Origin of the sequence: Candidatus Njordibacter sp. Uisw_039 (assembly GCF_047730075.1) — a bacterium.
Classification (GTDB): Bacteria; Pseudomonadota; Gammaproteobacteria; order Pseudomonadales; family Balneatricaceae; genus Njordibacter.
In genome coordinates this window covers 83,563-102,599 of sequence record NZ_CP159831.1, presented here as the reverse complement: position 1 = coordinate 102,599, position 19,037 = coordinate 83,563, and the positions used below count along the sequence as shown (strand labels likewise).

Genomic DNA, 19,037 nt, shown 5'->3' with positions numbered 1-19,037 from the left:
ACAATAACCCTCCACTAAGGGTAAAGCACCATTTGTGTGCATCGGAAAATGGCAACGGTTCTACCAGACTCTTTGTGAGTCACAATAGCATCCCACACCTGGGTTGATTTTCCTAAGTGAGCAGCTGTTGCAATACACGTAATGGTGCCTTCTCGGGCTGTACTTATATGGTTCGACTTTAATTCAATCGTGGTAAAGCCAGTGGCCCCCACTGGAAGATTAGCGGTGCTGCCATAGCCAGCACAAGTGTCTGCCAATGTTACAATGCTACCTGCATGAAGATAACCGTTGATTGCAAGCAAAGACGGCACAACCTCAAGTTCTGCTTCAACCATACCAGACACCACACGAGTAATCTGAAGACCGAGGTGCCCGGGCAAGCTGCCCACACCAATATCATTAAAAAATGCAGGGGTGAACTGTTCTGATGTCATCATTTGCTCCAAACGGGCTAACTAGAAACTTCGCGGCTTGGTAACATTTACACTAACCGTGAGTGGATATTATTACATGACCTAAGCTATCTCCGTTTCTGGATGACTATGTGGTCGATTAAAAGTGCAGCTGTTTAAATCATGTCACCAAGGCTAGGCGGGGTTTACCTCGACTGCTGTTGTGGTTAGGGTTAGCATACCTAAACGTTAAAACACATCTGCTCTGGTACTCTAACTCATGACTCCGGCGATCGACCAACTTACTAACTTAGGTGTTCATCACAATGTGCACGCATATGCCCACGACTCCAAACTGGCGTCATATGGTATGGAAGCTGCAGACAAACTAGGCGTGGCTCCCCAAAGGGTATTTAAAACACTGGTAGTGGATGCTGGAGACAAGGCTTTGGTGGTGGCGGTGCTGCCAGTTGATCAACAGCTCAACTTAAAGCTTATGGCTAAAGCGATTGGTGCGAAGAAAGTAGTAATGGCAAACCCAGCTGCAGTAACCCGAAGTAGTGGCTACGTGCTGGGTGGCGTGAGTCCAGTTGGTCAAAAGCGAGCGCTTACTACGGTTATAGACCGGCGTGCTAGATTATATGAGAGCATCTATGTGAGCGCTGGCCACAGGGGATTAGAGGTTGAACTAACGGCTGGTGATTTAGCCATGGTGACCCATGGTTTATTTGAAATCATCACTTAGTCCCACTATAACGGCACTAATCCAACTCGGGTCTAGTCGGTAAAGGACACATAGCTAGGGGCTAAATCAACCACTTGTGCACTCATGGCCGCGGAGTTGATACCGATATCAATGAGGCCCTGCACAATCATGTTGCTGAGCTGTTGCTTTTGATCTGCGGTGCGACCTGCCAAGATGTGTGACGTAGCGTGGATAAAGCGGTCTGAACCGGTGCCTGAAATATGGTGATCGTAGCCGGAGCAGCGCACTTTAATGTGATCCGTCTCAAATAAGCCTGACTTCACGTGGGCATCGAACACACAACGTAATAACTGATCTGGTGTGACACTACTGCTGAGTTGGTTAGAAATTTCTATAACGCAATGTGGCATGTTAGGTTCCTGCTGAATTTTTTATTTAGTGGTATTGCGCGCTTTGATCATGCACGGCATCGACAAATATTTTAGCGCTTTCTGGGTCTACAAACTGATGTATACCGTGGCCAAGGTTAAATACATGGCCATCGTTTTTACCAAAATCTGCCAATATACGGCCTACTTCAGCCTCAATAGTAGGTGCATCTGCATATAAAACACTAGGGTCCATATTACCTTGAAGGGCCACTCTTTCACCTACACGGTTGCGGGCTTCACTGACTTCTATGGTCCAATCTAGACCCAGGGCATCGGCTCCTGTGGCTGCCATTTGCTCTAACCATTGGCCCCCATTTTTAGTGAACAAGATGACGGGCACTGCTCGGCCTTCAGATTCACGGGTAAGGCCGTTAACGATGCGCTGCATGTAATCTAAGGAAAATGCTTGGTAACACGGCCCACTGAGTACGCCGCCCCATGTATCAAAGATCTGTACCGCTTGAGCACCCGCTGCAATTTGAGCGTTTAGATAGGCAATCACTGAATCGGCCAATACGCTTAGTACTTGATGTAATAACTCTGGGGTTGAATACATCATGGCTTTGATGTGGCGAAAATCTTTGCTGGAGCCGCCTTCAATCATGTAGGTGGCCAAGGTCCAAGGGCTACCAGAAAAACCAATTAACGGTACATCGCCTGACAAGGCACCACGGATAGTACTTACGGCGTTCATGACGTAGCCTAAATCATCATTCATATCTGGCACTGCGAGCGCCGCTACATCGGCTTCTGTGCGCACTGGCTTTTCAAACTTAGGGCCTTCGCCCGCCTCAAAGTATAAGCCCAGGCCCATTGCATCTGGCACCGTTAGGATGTCTGAGAACAAGATAGCCGCATCAAGGTCGTATCGACGTAACGGTTGTAGGGTGACTTCACAGGCAAAATCAGCATTCTTGCAAAGGCTTAGAAAGTCACCAGCTTCAGCACGTGAAGCACGGTACTCTGGTAAATAACGACCCGCTTGGCGCATCATCCATACAGGAGTCACATCAACAGGCTGGCCCATGAGGGCGCGAAGAAAGCGGTCGTTTTTTAATTCAGGTTTGGAAGCGGTCATGGCGGGCAATATGGCCTTAAGGCAGATAGTAAAGATTGCCGCTTATGATATAGATCGCCTGCCTAATTGTCACGGCTTGTGGCAACTATACAGGCGTTGTGCAGGCGTTATGAAGGTTCCACTATAAGGTTTAGACTTGTAGATAATCTAAAATACCATCTGCTGCTCTTCGTCCTTCGTCGATGGCGGTTACCACCAAGTCGGAACCACGCACCATATCACCACCAGCAAAAATTTTGGCATTGGAGGTTTGGAAAGCGTACTTTTTAGCCACTAAATCGGACTCTTGGGCCACTTTAACAAGGTCCCAATTGTTTAACTCAATCCCTGCATCGGCCATCCAGCTGGTGGGGCTTGGGCTAAAGCCAAAGGCTACAATCACAGAGTCTGCCGCTACAATTTCTTCACTTCCTTCAACCACAATAGGACGGCGGCGACCATTTTCATCAGCCTCGCCCAGTTGAGTTGTGACAAGTTTAATACCTGTGACCTTACCGTTTTCACCTATGATTTCAACGGGCGAACGGTTAAATAAGAACTGAACGCCTTCTTCCTTAGAGTTGGCAACTTCCTTAATGGAGCCAGGCATATTGGCCTCGTCTCGGCGATATGCACAATAAACATTGGCCGCAGCTTGGCGAATGGCTGTGCGATTACAATCCATCGCTGTATCGCCACCACCTAGCACCACCACTTGCTTACCTTTTAGGTCCACAAAATCAGCTGGATCTTTTTCAAAACCCATACGGCGGTTGATGTTAGAAACCAAGTAAGGCAAGGCTTCATGGACGCCTTCTAGGTTTTCACCTGGGAAGCCACCACGCATCGACTTATACGTGCCCATGCCCATGAACACAGCGTCGTACTCTTCCATTAACTGGTCTAAAGTAATGTCTTTGCCTATTTCTACGTTGAGTTTAAACTCAATACCCATGCCTTCAAATATTTGACGGCGCTTGGCCATAACAGGCTTTTCTAGCTTAAATTCGGGAATGCCAAAGGTGAGTAGGCCGCCAATTTCTGGGTAGCGATCAAACACCACGGCAGACACACCACCGCGTGTTAGCACGTCTGCACACGCTAAACCCGCAGGGCCAGCACCAATAACAGCCACTTTTTTGCCGGTTTCAATCACGTGGCTCAAATCTGGTGTCCAGCCCATAGCAAAGGCAGTGTCGGTAATGTACTTTTCTACCGAACCGATAGTAACGGCCCCAAAGCCATCATTGAGGGTACAAGCACCTTCACACAAGCGGTCTTGTGGGCATACGCGGCCGCATACTTCTGGCAGGGAGTTAGTTTGATGACACAGCTCCACAGCTTCTAGAATGTTGCCTTCAGACACCAACTTAAGCCAATTAGGAATGTAATTGTGCACTGGGCACTTCCATTCACAGTACGGGTTCCCACACTCTAGACACCGGTGCGCCTGAGGCTTAGCTTCTGCCTCAGCGTAGGGGTGATAGATTTCGGTAAACTGGCGTTTACGCAAGTCGTGATGCACTTTAGCAGGATCTTGACGGCCTACGTCGATGAATTGAAAATGGTTGTCTAATCGTTGAGCCATAATAGCCTCGCATGCTTGGTAATTTGTTTCTAAAAATTTTGGATTATTCTGTCTTAGTCCGCGTATTAGCCATTAACTGCTGTAAATTGGCAGCTTTGGGCTTAACTAACCAGAACTTGCTCACATAATCTTCAAAATGATTACTGAGTTCTTTACCCCAGCGACTGCCCGTGGCTTCAGAGAAGTCATGCAGCACACCGCGCAAATAACTACGGTACTCTTCCATGTCCTCTCCACGAATACGGTGAATTTCCACTAATTCGTTGTTGTACTTGTCTACAAAAGTACGGTCTACATCGAGTACATAAGCAAAACCACCGGTCATACCTGCACCAAAGTTATATCCTGTTGCACCAAGTACCGTCACCACACCACCAGTCATATATTCACAACAGTGGTCGCCCGCACCTTCAATAACTGCATGGGCACCAGAGTTACGCACGGCAAAACGCTCTCCTGCACAACCTGCTGCCATCACGCTGCCGCCCGTTGCACCGTACAAACAGGTATTACCCATAATGGAGGTGACATTAGACTTAAAGCTAGAACCCTTAGGTGGGTAGATGACGAGCTTACCACCAGCCATGCCCTTACCAACGTAATCGTTAGCATCACCTTCTAGGTACATGTTCAAACCACCGGCATTCCACACACCGAAGCTCAAACCAGCAATACCCTTAAGGTAGACTTCTAACGGATGCCCCGCCATGCCATTGTTGCCATGTACTTTGGCAATAGCGCCAGACACTCTGGCACCTACGGAGCGGTCACAATTGGTAATATTAAAGTTAAACTCACCACCTTTCGAATTGGCGATGGCATCGGCCATTTGATCCAACATTAGTTGGTTCATAGCCCCTGTGTCATAAGGTTGATTGTTAGCCACCTGACAGGTATGAGGCTGGCTGGGTTCGATACCAGCTTGGCTCAACAAAGGCGACAAGTCTAAATTACGCTGTTTAGAGGTGATGCCTCCACTAACTTCTAACAGCTCAGTATGGCCAACCAATTCCTCAATGCTACGAATACCTAACTGCGCCATAACCTCACGGGTTTCTTCGGCAATAAAGGTGAATAAATGTTTCACCATTTCTACGGTACCGCGGAAATGATGATCGCGTAGTTGTTGGTTCTGTGTAGCTACACCCGTGGCACAGTTATTAAGGTGACAAATACGTAGGTACTTACAACCTAAAGCCACCATAGGTAAGGTGCCAAAACCAAAACTTTCTGCACCTAACAGTGCAGCTTTTACTACGTCTAGACCAGTCTTAAGGCCGCCGTCTGTTTGCACCCGGACTTTGCCACGCACACCGTTACCCCTCAGAGACTGGTGGGCATCGGCAAGGCCCAGTTCCCATGGGGAGCCAGCATAGCGAATGGAGGTGAGAGGACTAGCTGCCGTGCCACCATCGTGACCGGAAATAGTAATGAGGTCTGCATAGGCTTTTGCTACACCGGCAGCGATGGTGCCAACGCCAGGACGAGAAACCAGCTTCACCGAGACTAATGCGTCTGGGTTAACTTGCTTCAAGTCGAAAATAAGCTGCGCCAAATCTTCAATAGAATAAATATCGTGATGTGGTGGCGGAGAAATTAGAGTGACTCCAGGTACGGAATAACGCAAGGTGGCAATAAGGTCATTAACCTTACCCCCTGGTAGCTGTCCACCTTCGCCCGGCTTAGCACCTTGGGCCACTTTTATTTGCAATACTTCTGCACTCATTAGGTAAGCTGGTGTTACACCAAAACGACCAGAAGCGATTTGCTTAATTTTAGAACGCTTATTGGTGCCGTAACGCACAGGGTCTTCACCACCTTCACCAGAATTAGAACGGCTACCTAATTCGTTCATAGCCATAGCTAGGGCTTCATGGGCCTCTGGCGACAAGGCACCTAAAGACATACCAGCACTATCAAAACGTTTGAATATTTCGCTTATAGGTTCGACTTCGCTAATGTCGATGGCATTAGCTTGCTTGAGCTTAAGCAAGTCACGCAAAGACGCAACACCTCGCTCGTTGACTAGCTTGGCGTATTTTTTATACACCTCGTAATCACCCGTTTGCACGGCGGTTTGCACCGTAGTTACTATATCCGGGTTATAGGCGTGGTATTCACCACCGTGAATGTATTTCAGTAGACCACCTTGTTGGATTGGCTTACGTTCAATCCAGGCTTCTGCCGCTAAAGCTTGCTGATCTAGCTCAAAATCAGAGAATTGTGCGCCTTCAATACGGCTGGCCACGCCGTGGAAACATTGGTCAACAATTTTACTACTGACACCAATGGCTTCAAATAACTGCGCCCCACGGTAAGATGCAATGGTAGAGATGCCCATTTTAGACATGATCTTGAGCAGGCCTTTATTAATGCCCTTGCGGTAAGCTTTATGACACGCAGTAGGATCACCAATAATTTCGCCAGACGCTACCATGTCGTTAATAACACGGTAGCTCAAATAAGGATAAACCGCCGTAGCACCAAAACCAATCAACACGGCAAAGTGATGAGAATCCCTTGCGCTGCCAGTATCAACCACAATGTTAGCATCACAACGCAAACCTATATTAGTAAGGTGGTGGTGAACCGCGCCCGTAGCCATAGCAGCAGGAATAGGCAGCTTACCCTTTTCAATGTCACGGTCACTCAGTACTAAAATGCCAATGCGATTACGCACGGCTTCTTCAGCTTGCTTACAAACAGCCTTAATAGATGCCTCTAAACCAACAGATAACTCATAATTTAAGTTAATAATCTGCACCTTAAAGCCCGGTACGTTCATGTGTAGCAAGTCTGTGTATTTACTGGCCGACAATATTGGTGAACCTAGCACGATCCGCTTAGCAAGCTCTGGGCCTTCTTGAAAGATGTTGCGCTCTTTGCCTAAACAAGTTTCCAAAGACATCACTACAGCTTCGCGCAATGGATCTATAGGTGGGTTAGTCACCTGTGCAAACTGCTGACGGAAGTATTCGTAAACAGAACGCACGCGGCTAGATAGCACGGCCATGGGTGTATCGTCACCCATAGACCCTACAGCCTCTTGAGCACTCTCTGCTAAAGGACGAAGCACCTGGTCACGCTCTTCAAAGGTAACCTGATACATCTTCATGTGCTGCTTAAGTTCACCTTCGGTGAAGTCTTCAAAGCACTGCTCTTCATCCAAGGTGCCTTCTAGGCGAATAGCAGACTTACGCAACCACTTTTTATAGGGCTGAGAAGCTTTTAGGCGATCATCAATGTCTTTAGTGTGCATGATTTCGCCAGTATGAGTGTCCACCGCCAAAATCTGCCCAGGGCCTACACGGCCTTTAGCTACTACATCTAAAGGATCATATTCAAAGGTGCCAATTTCAGAGGCCGTCACTAGATAATCATCTTTAGTCATCACCCAACGTGATGGGCGTAAACCATTACGATCTAGCAAACACACCGCATAACGGCCAGTGTTTAATACCATCCCTGCTGGACCATCCCACGCTTCCATATGCATGGAATTGTATTCATAGAAGGCTCGCAGTTCTGGGTCCATCAACTCATCGTTTTGCCAAGCTGGCGGCATGATCAAGCGCAGGGCGCGGAATACATCCATACCGCCCAGCACCATGAGTTCTAGCATGTTATCCATACTGGAGGAATCGGAACCCGTGGTATTCACAACACCTTCAAGTTCTTGAAGTTCTGGAATTAGCGGAGTGGATAATATGTTTTGACGGGCTTTAGCCCAGTTACGGTTGCCTTCAATAGTGTTGATTTCACCATTGTGCGCTAAGAATCGGAAAGGTTGAGCCAAAGGCCAGCGCGGCAGAGTATTAGTAGAGAAACGCTGATGGAAGGTACAAATAGCCGTTGCCAAAGACGGGTCACCTAAGTCTTTATAGAATACCGGCAAATCCACCGGCATCATTAACCCTTTATAGGAGACTACACGATGGGACAAACTACACACGTAAAATTCTTCGTCTGAAACCAAGGCATACATGGTGGTTTTGCGGGCTACTAATAAACGCGCTTCTAATACTTCTCCACGCAGGCCTGGACTGTTTACAAACACCTGCTCAATACGCGGCTGACAATCTGCACCGATGGGGCCAAGGCAAGATGGGTCTACGGGCACTTCACGCCAACCCACAACTTCTAAGCCGTTGTCTTCTATAGCTTGGTTTAAAACGTTGCGAGAGTGCGCAGCTTTCTCTTCATTTTGAGACAAAAACACCATGCCCACACCGTAAGACTCTGCCAACTCTTCAGAAAAGTTATCCAATGCCACCTGACGCATAAACTCATCTGGCATTTGTAGCAACAAGCCACAACCATCACCGGTCTTACCATCGGCGGCTATACCGCCGCGGTGGGTCATGCAGGTTAGGGATTCTATCGCCTTTTGCAGTAAATCATGGCTCGGGTCACCCTGCATGTGGGCAATAAGTCCAAAACCACAGTTATCTTTGAATTCTTTGGGATTAAAAAAGCCAGCGTTCATCGGCATCTCTCTCGCTAATCTGGATGACAATAAGGCCACCACGGGTGTTAACAAGTGCCACATCTTCTGCTGCAAAATGAGACAAGAATCAGTAGGACACTTGCTGTAATCAGAAACTCTTATTAGAGCTTATAAGTATATTGAATCAACAAATGGACAAACATCCTACCTGAGAAAACCGCGGCAAACAAACTATTCTGGTTATAAGATGGATAAATACCTACACAATTGCCGACGTTCGCTGCATTTGTAAAAGTTATTCACCACTTGTGTTGAATTTATTACGAATTTGCTGTTGAATTTTTAACACAGGCCGTGCCCAAGGCTGCTGATTTTGCAAGGTCATAGGTAGTGATGATATCGCACCTCGGGCCTCGCTAGGGCTTACATAATCTCCTACAAGCAACATGTACCAAGGCTCGCCACCGCGCTCTAATTTAATAACGTAGTGGGGTTGTATGATATTTGTCTCCTCAAGAAACGCCTCTAGAGTCGTTTCCAACCGCGCTCCAAGAACCTGCAAACTATAATGATCACTAGGTAATTTTAACATGGCCCCATAGCTGTAGGGCTGCTTTGTTTTAGAGGTTGCTTTAGGCCAAGGCTCTAGCTCCAGCACAGGTAATATTGCGACTGTTTGCTGTTCTGGCTTTAGCTCAACCTCAGGCTCTGGCTTGGGCTCAGGTTTTGGTTCAACTTTTGCTTCTGTCTTTAGCTCAACTTCAGGTTCTAGTTTCGGTTCTAGTTTCGGTTCTAGAGTCACATTTTTCGGCGCTGGTGACAGCTCTATGGGTTCTAATGGCGGCAACGCCTGAGCCATAGGCTCCTCTACAATGGGCTCAATAACTACAACATCAGGCGCCACATTATTTTGCCCAGCAGTATTGGCAGAAAAATCATTTATCAACCAAATGCCCGCCAGTATAGACACTACAATCACAGTGGCAAAGATGTGCAGCAGGGGCAACCCTGGCTGTTGAACAAAGCCCCCCTTATTCAGGGCTTTATTAGCCAGCATATTAAGGTACCCGGGATTACCTTTAGCTAACTGATGTAATTGTAATAATTGAATAGGGGCAAGGCCATGGTTGATACCAATCCGTTGCAATCGTTGGCGTAAATAATCGGCACTTTCTTCTTGGCTAAAAGGCGCAAGAACTAAATGATAAAAACGTTCTTGCCTAAGCTCGGCAAACTGAGGAGTTTCAATTCTCTCTACCACGCTGAGATCTGCACAAAGAATAACGTGGGGACGAGAGTCTACCTTTGCACTACGAGGTAATAAATTAGCCAGTAGCTCCAGTGCATCTTCGTCTAGCCACTGAGCATCATCCACTACAATCAACAACACTTCTTGTTGCAATGTTAACTGCTGAGCTAATTCTTGTATCGCCAGAATACTGGCTTCTAGGCTTGCATGCTTAGGTAACTGTAGGGGTAATTGTTGAACTAATTGACGCACTATCCATGGCGCAGTAGCGGTTTCTTGCAGTACCAAATGGACAAAACAAGCGCCGGCGGGCTGAACACGCAAAAACTGTTCAATAAATATTGTTTTACCAGCCCCAGAAGGCGCGCTAATCAGCACTAGGTAATCGGAGAAGTGACTTAAATGTAATAGTGTATCTAATTGACGGCCACGGGCTTTGGCTTGATATTCAAAATCCACTAAATTATTGCTTTGATCGGTTACTTCTTGTTGGTCTAATTGGCGCACATAAGCAGCGTAGGCGGCATTAAGACTGGCACTAGTGATGGGTTTTTGTAGGGGCTGGCTCACAGTCCTAGTCTCCTATACTACCAATGGCTGATTAAGAGTTTTCTGCAACAAATCGTTGCCAAAGTCTGAAGTAACGATAGCTTCACCTAGTTGCTGAAGCAGTATTAAACGAATGGTACCATCGATCACTTTTTTGTCCACTTGCATATGCGCTAGGTAACTGTCTACATGCATTTGGTCAGGACCCCACAAAGGCAAGCCAGACGCTTGTAACAGACTTTGTATGCGTTGCACCTGTTGATATGAAATCCATCCTAAACGACAAGATAAATCTGCCGCCATTGCCATGCCAGCGCCTACAGCTTCACCGTGTAACCAATTGCCGTAACCCATTTCAGTTTCTATAGCGTGGCCAAAGGTGTGGCCAAAGTTAAGCAAGGCTCGCTGCCCCTGCTCTCGCTCATCAGCGGCCACAATGCGCGCCTTACAAGCGCATGATTGATAAATCGCTTGGCTAATTAGATGGGGTGCCAACTGACGCAATTGATGTATGTTCTGCTCTAACCAGGTAAAGAAATCTGGTTCGGCAATCAGGCCATACTTAATAACCTCTGCCAGGCCTGCAGACAGCTCGCGAGCCGGCAAAGTTTGTAGGCTGTGGGTATCAATAATCACGCATTGAGGCTGATGAAACGCACCAATCATGTTCTTGCCAAGGGGGTGATTAACGCCAGTTTTTCCACCCACAGAAGAATCCACCTGAGATAATAAAGTGGTGGGGATTTGTATGAAATTCACACCACGCTGATAGGCTGCCGCAGCGTAACCCGTCATGTCTCCGATGACGCCCCCACCTAAGGCAATTAGTGTAGTCGTGCGATTATGGCGTTGTTGTAGCAAGTGATCAAAAATCAAACTCACGGTATCAAGGTGTTTATGCTGCTCGCCATCTTCGAGCACTAAGCTATCTACTTGCAAGCCGCTGATCTGCAGGCTTTGTAAACCATCTAACAGTGTTTGTAAGTATAGGGGGGCTATGGTGTTATTGGTCACCACCATCACTTGCTGGCCAGTAATGTGTTGGTAAAGCAGGTCTGGTTGCTGTAACAGCCCACTACCTATGTAAATCGGATAGCTCCGATCACCTAGATCAACAGTTAATGTGTGTTGTGCGCTGGTCATGATGATGGCTCTGGCCCTTGGCAGCCTATAGTTAGACTGGATAACTTATAGGGAGCGAATGGCTTCAATTTGTTTAATGATTTCTGCCACTAACAAGCGTGGATTTTGCGCGCCTGTAGCCACTTGGATGTCAGCCGTTTCTTCATATAAGGCATGACGATGAGAAAACAAGTCTCGTAACACCTGTTCTGGGTCTTCAGTTTGAAGCAATGGGCGATTTTTATCTTTTGATGTGCGCTCAAGCTGCTGCTCAACTGTGGCAAATAAATACACTACCGTGCCACGTGCTGACAAATGTTGGCGGTTTTCAGCTAACTCTACCGCACCACCACCTGTAGCCATCACCAAGTCTCTGTGTTCAGTTAACTCGGTAATCATGTTAGCTTCGCGCTTACGGAAACCAGCCTCGCCTTCAACATCAAAAATCCAAGGAATATCCGCGCCAGATCTTTCCTCAATTTCCCTATCAGTATCTAGGAATTCTAGCTTTAGCTCGCGTGCGAGCTGACGCCCGATGGTGCTTTTGCCAGCGCCCATTGGGCCAATTAAAAATATATTCACAATGGAATTCCTTTTAGGAACAGCAACAACAAAACCCGGTCGTCAAGCACTAAATGCTCACTGCCGGGTAGGATCGGTTAAATTATGGGGACTAACATCAATATAATCAAGGGTTAACTATGCGCGGAGTCACAAAAACTAAGAGTTCAAACCTCTCAGACCCTTGCTTTTGCTGCTTAAACCACTGACCTACAAAGGGCAGCCCCGATAACGCTGGGCTGGACAACAATCTATCCAATTGTTGTTGATATAGAGCCCCTCCCAATACCAGTGTTTGGCCTAAGCCAACCACTGCCCGAGTTTTTAATTTATGGGTGTTGAGAGCCAACTGTCCGTTAGGTAATAAGTCACCAATAGAATCCTGCACTACCAACAGATCTAGCTGCACCTGATCTGTCGGCAATGCCCTCGGCGTTACAGTTAACCCCAATACCGCACGCTTCCATTCTTGTTGCTGGCCATTATCTGTGGCCACTAAATAAGGCACTTCTTGACCCGTTTGAATGCTGCCTGAGTAGCCTTCTTGTACTAATATCTGTGGCTGTGCCAACGTCAGCACCTGCCCACTGGCCTCCAGTGCTGCTAGCTCCAAATTCAACATTACATGGGCCCCCACTAAGCCTAACTGCAACCCACCCCCTAAGTGATTAAACATGACTCCAACCTGCCCTCCCTTTGCAGTAGCTGCTGCCATTTGTGGCCCCAGCCCACCGATAAAATCCAAACCGCTGGATTTACCGAGGCTTGATTTCGCAATCATTATACGGCCTTCTATCAACATTTGTTTAAGTGGCTGATCCAATTTTTTAATAGCTTCTATTAACGTGGCGGCATGTGCATCATCATCGTAAATAAAAATTTGTTGGCTACGACTATCTGCCAGTAGCTGACCTTTAGGTGACAACATCGATTGGGCGTTTTGTAGAGCAAGCAATATAGTGTCTGCCTCGCCATAACTCAGCTTAACTATGTGCAATGGCAATACTTTTGTATTGGATTTATCAGTTGCCGCACCGACTACTAATCCTTCTTGAGTGAACTGGCAATCCACTTCAACGCTATTACAGACTAATGCCAGCCCCATTGTTGCATCCACGTCTTGCAGCACGACACTGACTTCAAAATCCAGTGCATGGGTCAGCACCAAATTCATTTTCGCTGCCTCAGCAAGCTCATACAACACATCCACAAGGGCCACTTTATGTACATCCATGGTGATCTTTTGGGCACAAACATATGGTGATAGCAGTAGCACCAAAAACAACGTTGGTTTTATTTTATTCATTTTCGACAAACTCCTGCAAGGCAGCGCCGCTCTAGTATTATCACCTGCTGTCCCTGAGTTAGGTGAACCCCCTGTGCGCCAATAAACGACACACACCAGCCGTCAATTTGATGGCCCACTTCAGCCCGCAACAACCTGCCACTCGGCAAAGACTTGATCCAAGCTACTGGCACGTGACCTTGTTGCTGGCTGTGGCCAATAAACTGAAGGCTATTGGCAAGCTGCAGCTTGTCAGGGACTGGGTTGATTTTAACCAATAACTTTTGGGCAGGTGCCGTTTGGGTGGGCAAGGTTTCGGTTTGAAATGCTTGAGCATAATTTTGCATGCTCCTATGGATTTTGGTTTTAACCGCAGCAGTTGGCGCTAACCTAAGCATGTAATAAGAAGGCAGAATGTCACTATCTGACAACCACTGCATAGACACTTGCCATTGCCGAGTGGGTGTTTGCTGAATAGAAAGGCCTTGCAGCCGCCAACCAGACGCACTAGGCAAGGGTGCCAAACTGGCCCACTGGGTAAAGTCTAAGCGCATTTTTATCTGCATACCTTGGCCCCGCACGACCTCCACGCCTTGACCATATTTTGCAACTTGACGGATCATAGAAGCTATAGGCTCAACCTCTACTCCAATACCAACACTCAGAGGCTGAGGCGTTAGCTGTAGGGCAAAAGATTGCGATGCTGGTACTGCAGCAACGTTATCTGACGGCACAGACAAAGGTTTCGGCACTAGCAGGTAACGCGCTTCAAACTTCCAGCCATCACCCTCAGGCCCAAGCGCCTCCATGTGTATAGATGGCCACACTTTAAGAGCATCTTGCCACCAACGTTGCCATTGCCCATGTCCCATGACTGTGAACACCACTTGCTGCCCTGAGTTAGTTGGCTGCCATTGCCAACTAACAAGCTGTTGTTGAGGTTCTAGCATCATTAATAATCGGGACAGCTCTTGCATTGGCAGCCATGCATTGAATTCTTGTTGAGCCTGCATGGCCCAATCCCGTTCTATGAGGCGCCGCTCTAATGAGTCAGACCACAAGCGCTGCTGCTGTGCCCGTAACTGCTCAAGCTCCTCTAACACTTGCCGCTGCACATTTGCCTGCAGTTGAAGTAAGTTGAAATACAACAACCCAAAGGCTGCCAGACCAAACATAATAACCACTAGAGCAGAGCTATACAAAAATAGCCGCTTACGCCTTCTCCATTCTATGTAGTGTTCTAGCCAGGGTAAAAAATTAACTTCGTTGGGCTTAGGCCGATACCAGACTAACATGGCGACAGCCTTGCTTTATTAGCCATAAACCAAGCCATGGCGTATCCATCGTCTAGAAAGGCAGGTGCCAAAACCTTCGTCAAACCTTGAGGTTCAATACAGCCTATAACAGACCCTTTAACAGCGTCATGCAAGCTACTGATCAGCTGCCCTATGTGATCATCATAGTGGCGCTTAGTGACCACCAAAAAACTAAGATTGGAAGAAAGCTGCACATGGCAAACACGCAGGTTTACTGGCTCTATATTGAGCGCTGCAGCAGCCATTCGCTGATAGTGCAGCTGCAGGGCTACTAAATTGGCAGGGCCTTCAAATAGTCCTGTAGGGCAGTGCAACCAACTGCATAACCGATTGGGCATGCCCACGTTAATGTGTAGGCGCGCATTCCCCAACAGACTGGCAACCTGCGCCATAAAGTCTTGCCACTCAGCTTGTTCCCGCATGGGGTCGCTGACCGAAAGCGAGGGCAATGACAAGTGCCATTGACCTAACAATTGTTGCTGCCCTTGATGATTGGTTGTATTGGCTCCGCCCAACAGCACTATTCGCAAGCTATCAATCTGCCAATCAATACCCAAAACAAGGGGTTTTATCCTGCGCCTAGCTAAGTGTTTTAACATTAATCCCATCCTTGGGTGGCGAAATTCAATAGATCTTATATACTTTCGTTTCTGTCGTTTAGTTCAAACCCATCGTTGCCTAGAGTTAAAGCATAGCATGTCATTAATCCGCCGCCTGTTTAAATGGGGTTTTATACTAGGAATCGTAGGTTCGCTTTTTATTGCAGCGGTTACCTGGCTTTACCTTATACCTCGGTTACCCGATGTAAATAGCCTTAGGGATTACCACCTACAAACGCCACTAAGAGTGCTGAGTCGTGATGGTAAACTTATTTCAGAATTTGGTGAGCAACGCCGCATTCCTCTGCGCATAGACCAAGTACCACAACTTTATATTGATGCTTTATTGTCCGCCGAAGATGAAAATTTTTACAGCCATTATGGCGTTGACCCTAAAGGACTTTTAAGAGCCGCTGTGCGGATGATGCAGGCTGGCGGAAAAATTCAAGGGGGGGGTAGTACCATTACTATGCAGGTGGCCCGTAACTACCTTTTAACCCTTGATCAAACATTTATCCGAAAATTCAATGAAATACTTTTAGCGTTTCAGATTGAGCAAGAACTGAGCAAAGAACAAATACTAGAGATGTATTTCAACAAAATGTTCATGGGCCACAGAGCTTATGGCATAGAAGCCGCATCACACGTTTATTATGGCCGCTCTATTAGTGAGTTAAATCTACCACAATTAGCCATGTTAGCAGGGCTTTATAAAGCACCATCGCGATACAACCCTATTTCTAACCCAGAGCGCTCTAAAATACGCAGAGACTGGATATTAGGACGCATGTTACAGCTAGATTATATCCATGAAGAGCAATACCAAACTGCCATTGCCGCACCTATTACAGGCCGTTTCCACAGTTTAAAACCAGAAACTTCAGCGTCTTATGTAGCTGAGATGGTACGGAGTGAGTTGTTTGATTCCTTCCCCATTGAAGACGTCTATACCGGTGGTTATCGTGTATACACCACCATAGACAGCAGGCTTCAAGACGCCGCACAATTGGCAGTACAGAAAGGGTTATTAGCCTATGACAGACGCCACGGATACCGCGGCGTGGAAAAGAATCACGGCCCAAGCGTTACCGCAGAAGAAGCCGAACGATTACTTAATCGGACCGCTGTATTTGGCCCGTTACAGCCTGCTATCGTGCGCCAGGTTAACGAAGACTCTGCAGACTTGCTGCTACGTTACGGCCAAACTGTAACTATTCACTTTAGTGACATGAGTTGGATTAGGCCGCGAATTTCAATAGATCACCTAGGCAGTGCTGCCAAGACAATTAGCGACATCCTCAGCCCTGGCGATCAAATTCGAGTGCGCCAAGCCTATACCGATGCCGATGTGTGGTATTTGTCCCAAGTGCCTGATGCTCAAGGGGCCTTAATTGCCCTAGATCCAAAAGACGGTGCCATGATCGCCTTAGTGGGTGGTTTTGAATACTTGCACAGCAAATTTAATCGCGCCACCCAAGCCCTGCGACAGCCAGGATCTAACTTTAAACCTATTATATACTCAGCAGCCTTAGAACAAGACTTTACTGCTGCCACCTTGATCAACGATGCGCCCGTGGTATTTAATGACGCTAGCCTAGAAGATTCATGGCGCCCTGAAAACTACAGCGGCAAATTCTTTGGTCCCACGCGGTTGCGCAAAGCCCTTTATAAATCACGTAACTTGGTCTCTATCCGGATTTTACGCGAAGTAGGCATCAAATCAGCCATCAATTATGCCACCCGCTTTGGTTTTAAGCCGGAGCAGTTGCCACGTAACTTATCCCTCGCTTTAGGCAGTGCCAGTGTGCCTCCCATTGACGTAGCTACGGCCTACGCAACCTTTGCCAACCAAGGCTATCAGATTCAGCCCTATTTTATTGAGCGTATTGAAGACAGCTTTGGCAAAGTGCTATACCAAAGTCAGCCCACCACTGTGTGCCCTAACTGCGACTATGTAAGGCTCAACGATGGAGTCAATCTAGACCAGCCTGATGTTGTGGAAACAACAGTCATCAACAGTGTTGCCATCGTTGCCCTAAACGAGGCTCTTGATGAAGAAGATGCCCAACAAAATGCCAGTGATAAAGAGCTGGTTCGCCCTATCACTCATTTACCTATTGCACCACGTATCATGGATGAACGGGTTAATTATATTATGCATACCATTCTCCAAGACGTAGTGAAAAAAGGCACAGCACGCAGGGCTCAACAATTAAAACGTAATGATTTAGCAGGCAAAACAGGCACCACTAACGACCAAAAAGATGCCTGGTTTTCTGGTTATGTAGATTCTATGGTAGCCACCACCTGGGTGGGCTTCGACCAACCTGCCAGCTTGGGTAAAAAGGAATTTGGTAGTACCGCAGCACTGCCTATTTGGATCGACTTTATGGAAATAGCCCTAAAAGATGTGCCACAAACAAAACGGCAGCAGCCAGACAAAATGGTCACCATTAAAATTGATGAGACCACGGGTGAATTAGCAAGGCCTGGAGATCCCTCTGCGGTAGAAGAAATCTTCCGCGCAGAACGCACACCTTTACAAATGGCATTGCCTAAAAGCAACGGCTCTAACAATGGTCTCAACGATCAAGAAACTGGCCCAGAACAAGTATTTTAGTTGTCGCTCACTGATGGGGTTTGCTCAAGCATATGTAAGTGATAAATGCTCATAACACCAGCCTTAAAACCTTTCTGACGCTGCTTTTTACTAAGCTTGCGCCACGCAAGCCAACCTCTAACATTAACAGTTTGTCCAATCCACTGCTCTAATTGTTTAGCGGTATTGATCCTGAAACGAGATGTTGCAAGCACGTCCTTGGGGATTTTCACTGCAACTTGCCCCCCAAGGCCTATGTACCAGTGGTGCTGGCTTTCACTGATATCTGTCACTGCGCCACCCATGCGCATAAAACCACCTTGGTTAAGGTTTAACATGGCGGCCTCATGAACACGCGATATCGGCGCTTGCCATATGCCCAAGCCTTGCCCACGCGCCACTTCTTCTTGCTGCCATAAACAATCTTCTGCGCCTTGCCCATTCATACTAATCACATAAGCTAAACCTTGGGCTACCAAAAACGCCTCCGTGGGTGATCCAGCACCGTCATAAAGCTTAACTAACCAACGGCCATAGTGGTCTTTAATCTCCGGCAGTAGTTGCAAATAAATGGCAGCTTGTTGCTGTAATTTTTGCTTAAGTTGATGCTTACCCTGCTGCGCATAGGCCTGCTCTGGTCGCCCCTTGCTGGCCATTTCTGTAGTATTAATTTGTCCCAAACGCAGCCGATGACCATTAGCCAAGCTTAGGCTATCACCATCTTGCACATACCAATTTTGCACTTTGTATGTGTTACCAAACACAGGTTTACCTGACCATAGCGCTGCTTGCTGCATTTTTTCCTCAGACAGGGCAGAGCATTGAGCATAGACATAGGGAATTTTAAGCAATATTAGAGCGTAAAAACTAATTAGCAATATTCGAGCGATATGCTGCATGGGGTTCTTGTTCACCTACTTTTTACCTTTTACCTAGAGCTTACAAACTGTTTTGCGTGACACTGACATAATGCACCCTGCTATTTATACATACAGCATAGCCTGTTTATATAATTAAGCAGCGCTAGCCGCTCTTTTTTGTAGCCGAGCTTAAATTTCAGAAATAAACATTTATACTTTTAAGCGCGTTGGAATAGTGTGCGAAATGAAAAAATGAACTGTTACGTTTTAAGGAAT

Annotated in this window: 14 protein-coding genes; 2 read left to right on the top strand and 12 right to left on the bottom strand. The window is 47.0% G+C overall.

Annotation, left to right across the window (positions count from 1 at the left end; genetic code table 11):
* Positions 1–14: 14 nt before the first annotated feature.
* Complete coding sequence (locus tag ABXT70_RS00490; RefSeq protein WP_443641222.1) at positions 15–437, bottom strand: PaaI family thioesterase; 423 nt, start codon at positions 435–437, stop codon at positions 15–17.
* A gap of 235 nt (positions 438–672) precedes the next feature.
* Between ABXT70_RS00490 and ybaK the strand changes: the two genes are divergently transcribed.
* Positions 673–1,137, top strand: coding sequence for a Cys-tRNA(Pro) deacylase (ybaK, locus tag ABXT70_RS00485; protein WP_443641221.1), 465 nt, complete (start codon positions 673–675; stop codon positions 1,135–1,137).
* 32 nt (positions 1,138–1,169) lie between these two features.
* Here ybaK and ABXT70_RS00480 read toward each other — a convergent pair whose 3' ends face one another.
* From ABXT70_RS00480 to ABXT70_RS00435, 10 genes are all read right to left on the bottom strand, one after another.
* Positions 1,170–1,508: a 5-carboxymethyl-2-hydroxymuconate Delta-isomerase gene (locus ABXT70_RS00480; RefSeq protein ID WP_443641220.1), complete on the bottom strand. Its 339-nt coding sequence runs from the start codon at positions 1,506–1,508 to the stop codon at positions 1,170–1,172.
* 25 nt (positions 1,509–1,533) lie between these two features.
* Positions 1,534–2,607: a uroporphyrinogen decarboxylase gene (gene hemE / locus ABXT70_RS00475; protein ID WP_443641219.1), complete on the bottom strand. Its 1,074-nt coding sequence runs from the start codon at positions 2,605–2,607 to the stop codon at positions 1,534–1,536.
* A gap of 130 nt (positions 2,608–2,737) precedes the next feature.
* Entirely contained in the window at positions 2,738–4,174 is a 1,437-nt protein-coding gene (locus ABXT70_RS00470) for an FAD-dependent oxidoreductase (RefSeq protein ID WP_443641218.1), read from the bottom strand.
* A gap of 43 nt (positions 4,175–4,217) precedes the next feature.
* Complete coding sequence (gene gltB / locus ABXT70_RS00465; protein ID WP_443642467.1) at positions 4,218–8,660, bottom strand: glutamate synthase large subunit; 4,443 nt, start codon at positions 8,658–8,660, stop codon at positions 4,218–4,220.
* Positions 8,661–8,916: 256 nt separating this feature from the next.
* Entirely contained in the window at positions 8,917–10,440 is a 1,524-nt protein-coding gene (locus tag ABXT70_RS00460; RefSeq protein ID WP_443641217.1) for an AAA family ATPase, read from the bottom strand.
* A gap of 12 nt (positions 10,441–10,452) precedes the next feature.
* Positions 10,453–11,562 carry a 3-dehydroquinate synthase gene (gene aroB, locus ABXT70_RS00455; RefSeq protein ID WP_443641216.1) on the bottom strand — a complete coding sequence of 370 codons (1,110 nt, stop codon included), beginning with the start codon at positions 11,560–11,562 and terminating at the stop codon, positions 10,453–10,455.
* Between the two features lie 45 nt (positions 11,563–11,607).
* Positions 11,608–12,123, bottom strand: a complete 516-nt coding sequence (gene aroK, locus ABXT70_RS00450; protein WP_443641215.1) for a shikimate kinase AroK — start codon at positions 12,121–12,123, stop codon at positions 11,608–11,610.
* Positions 12,124–12,229: 106 nt separating this feature from the next.
* A complete protein-coding gene (locus ABXT70_RS00445) occupies positions 12,230–13,408 on the bottom strand; it encodes a secretin N-terminal domain-containing protein (RefSeq protein WP_443641214.1) in 1,179 nt (392 codons plus the stop codon).
* Positions 13,405–14,682, bottom strand: a complete 1,278-nt coding sequence (locus tag ABXT70_RS00440) for a hypothetical protein (protein WP_443641213.1) — start codon at positions 14,680–14,682, stop codon at positions 13,405–13,407. Before ABXT70_RS00440 ends, ABXT70_RS00445 begins: the two co-directional genes overlap by 4 nt.
* Positions 14,676–15,302, bottom strand: coding sequence for a hypothetical protein (locus ABXT70_RS00435; RefSeq protein WP_443641212.1), 627 nt, complete (start codon positions 15,300–15,302; stop codon positions 14,676–14,678). The genes ABXT70_RS00440 and ABXT70_RS00435 overlap by 7 nt, the downstream gene beginning before the upstream one ends.
* Before the next feature lie 97 nt (positions 15,303–15,399).
* Between ABXT70_RS00435 and ABXT70_RS00430 the strand changes: the two genes are divergently transcribed.
* A complete protein-coding gene (locus ABXT70_RS00430) occupies positions 15,400–17,922 on the top strand; it encodes a penicillin-binding protein 1A (protein ID WP_443641211.1) in 2,523 nt (840 codons plus the stop codon).
* Here ABXT70_RS00430 and ABXT70_RS00425 read toward each other — a convergent pair.
* A complete protein-coding gene (locus ABXT70_RS00425; RefSeq protein ID WP_443641210.1) occupies positions 17,919–18,815 on the bottom strand; it encodes a thermonuclease family protein in 897 nt (298 codons plus the stop codon). The two genes, ABXT70_RS00430 and ABXT70_RS00425, sit on opposite strands and share 4 nt — an antisense overlap.
* Between the last annotated feature and the right edge of the window lie 222 nt (positions 18,816–19,037).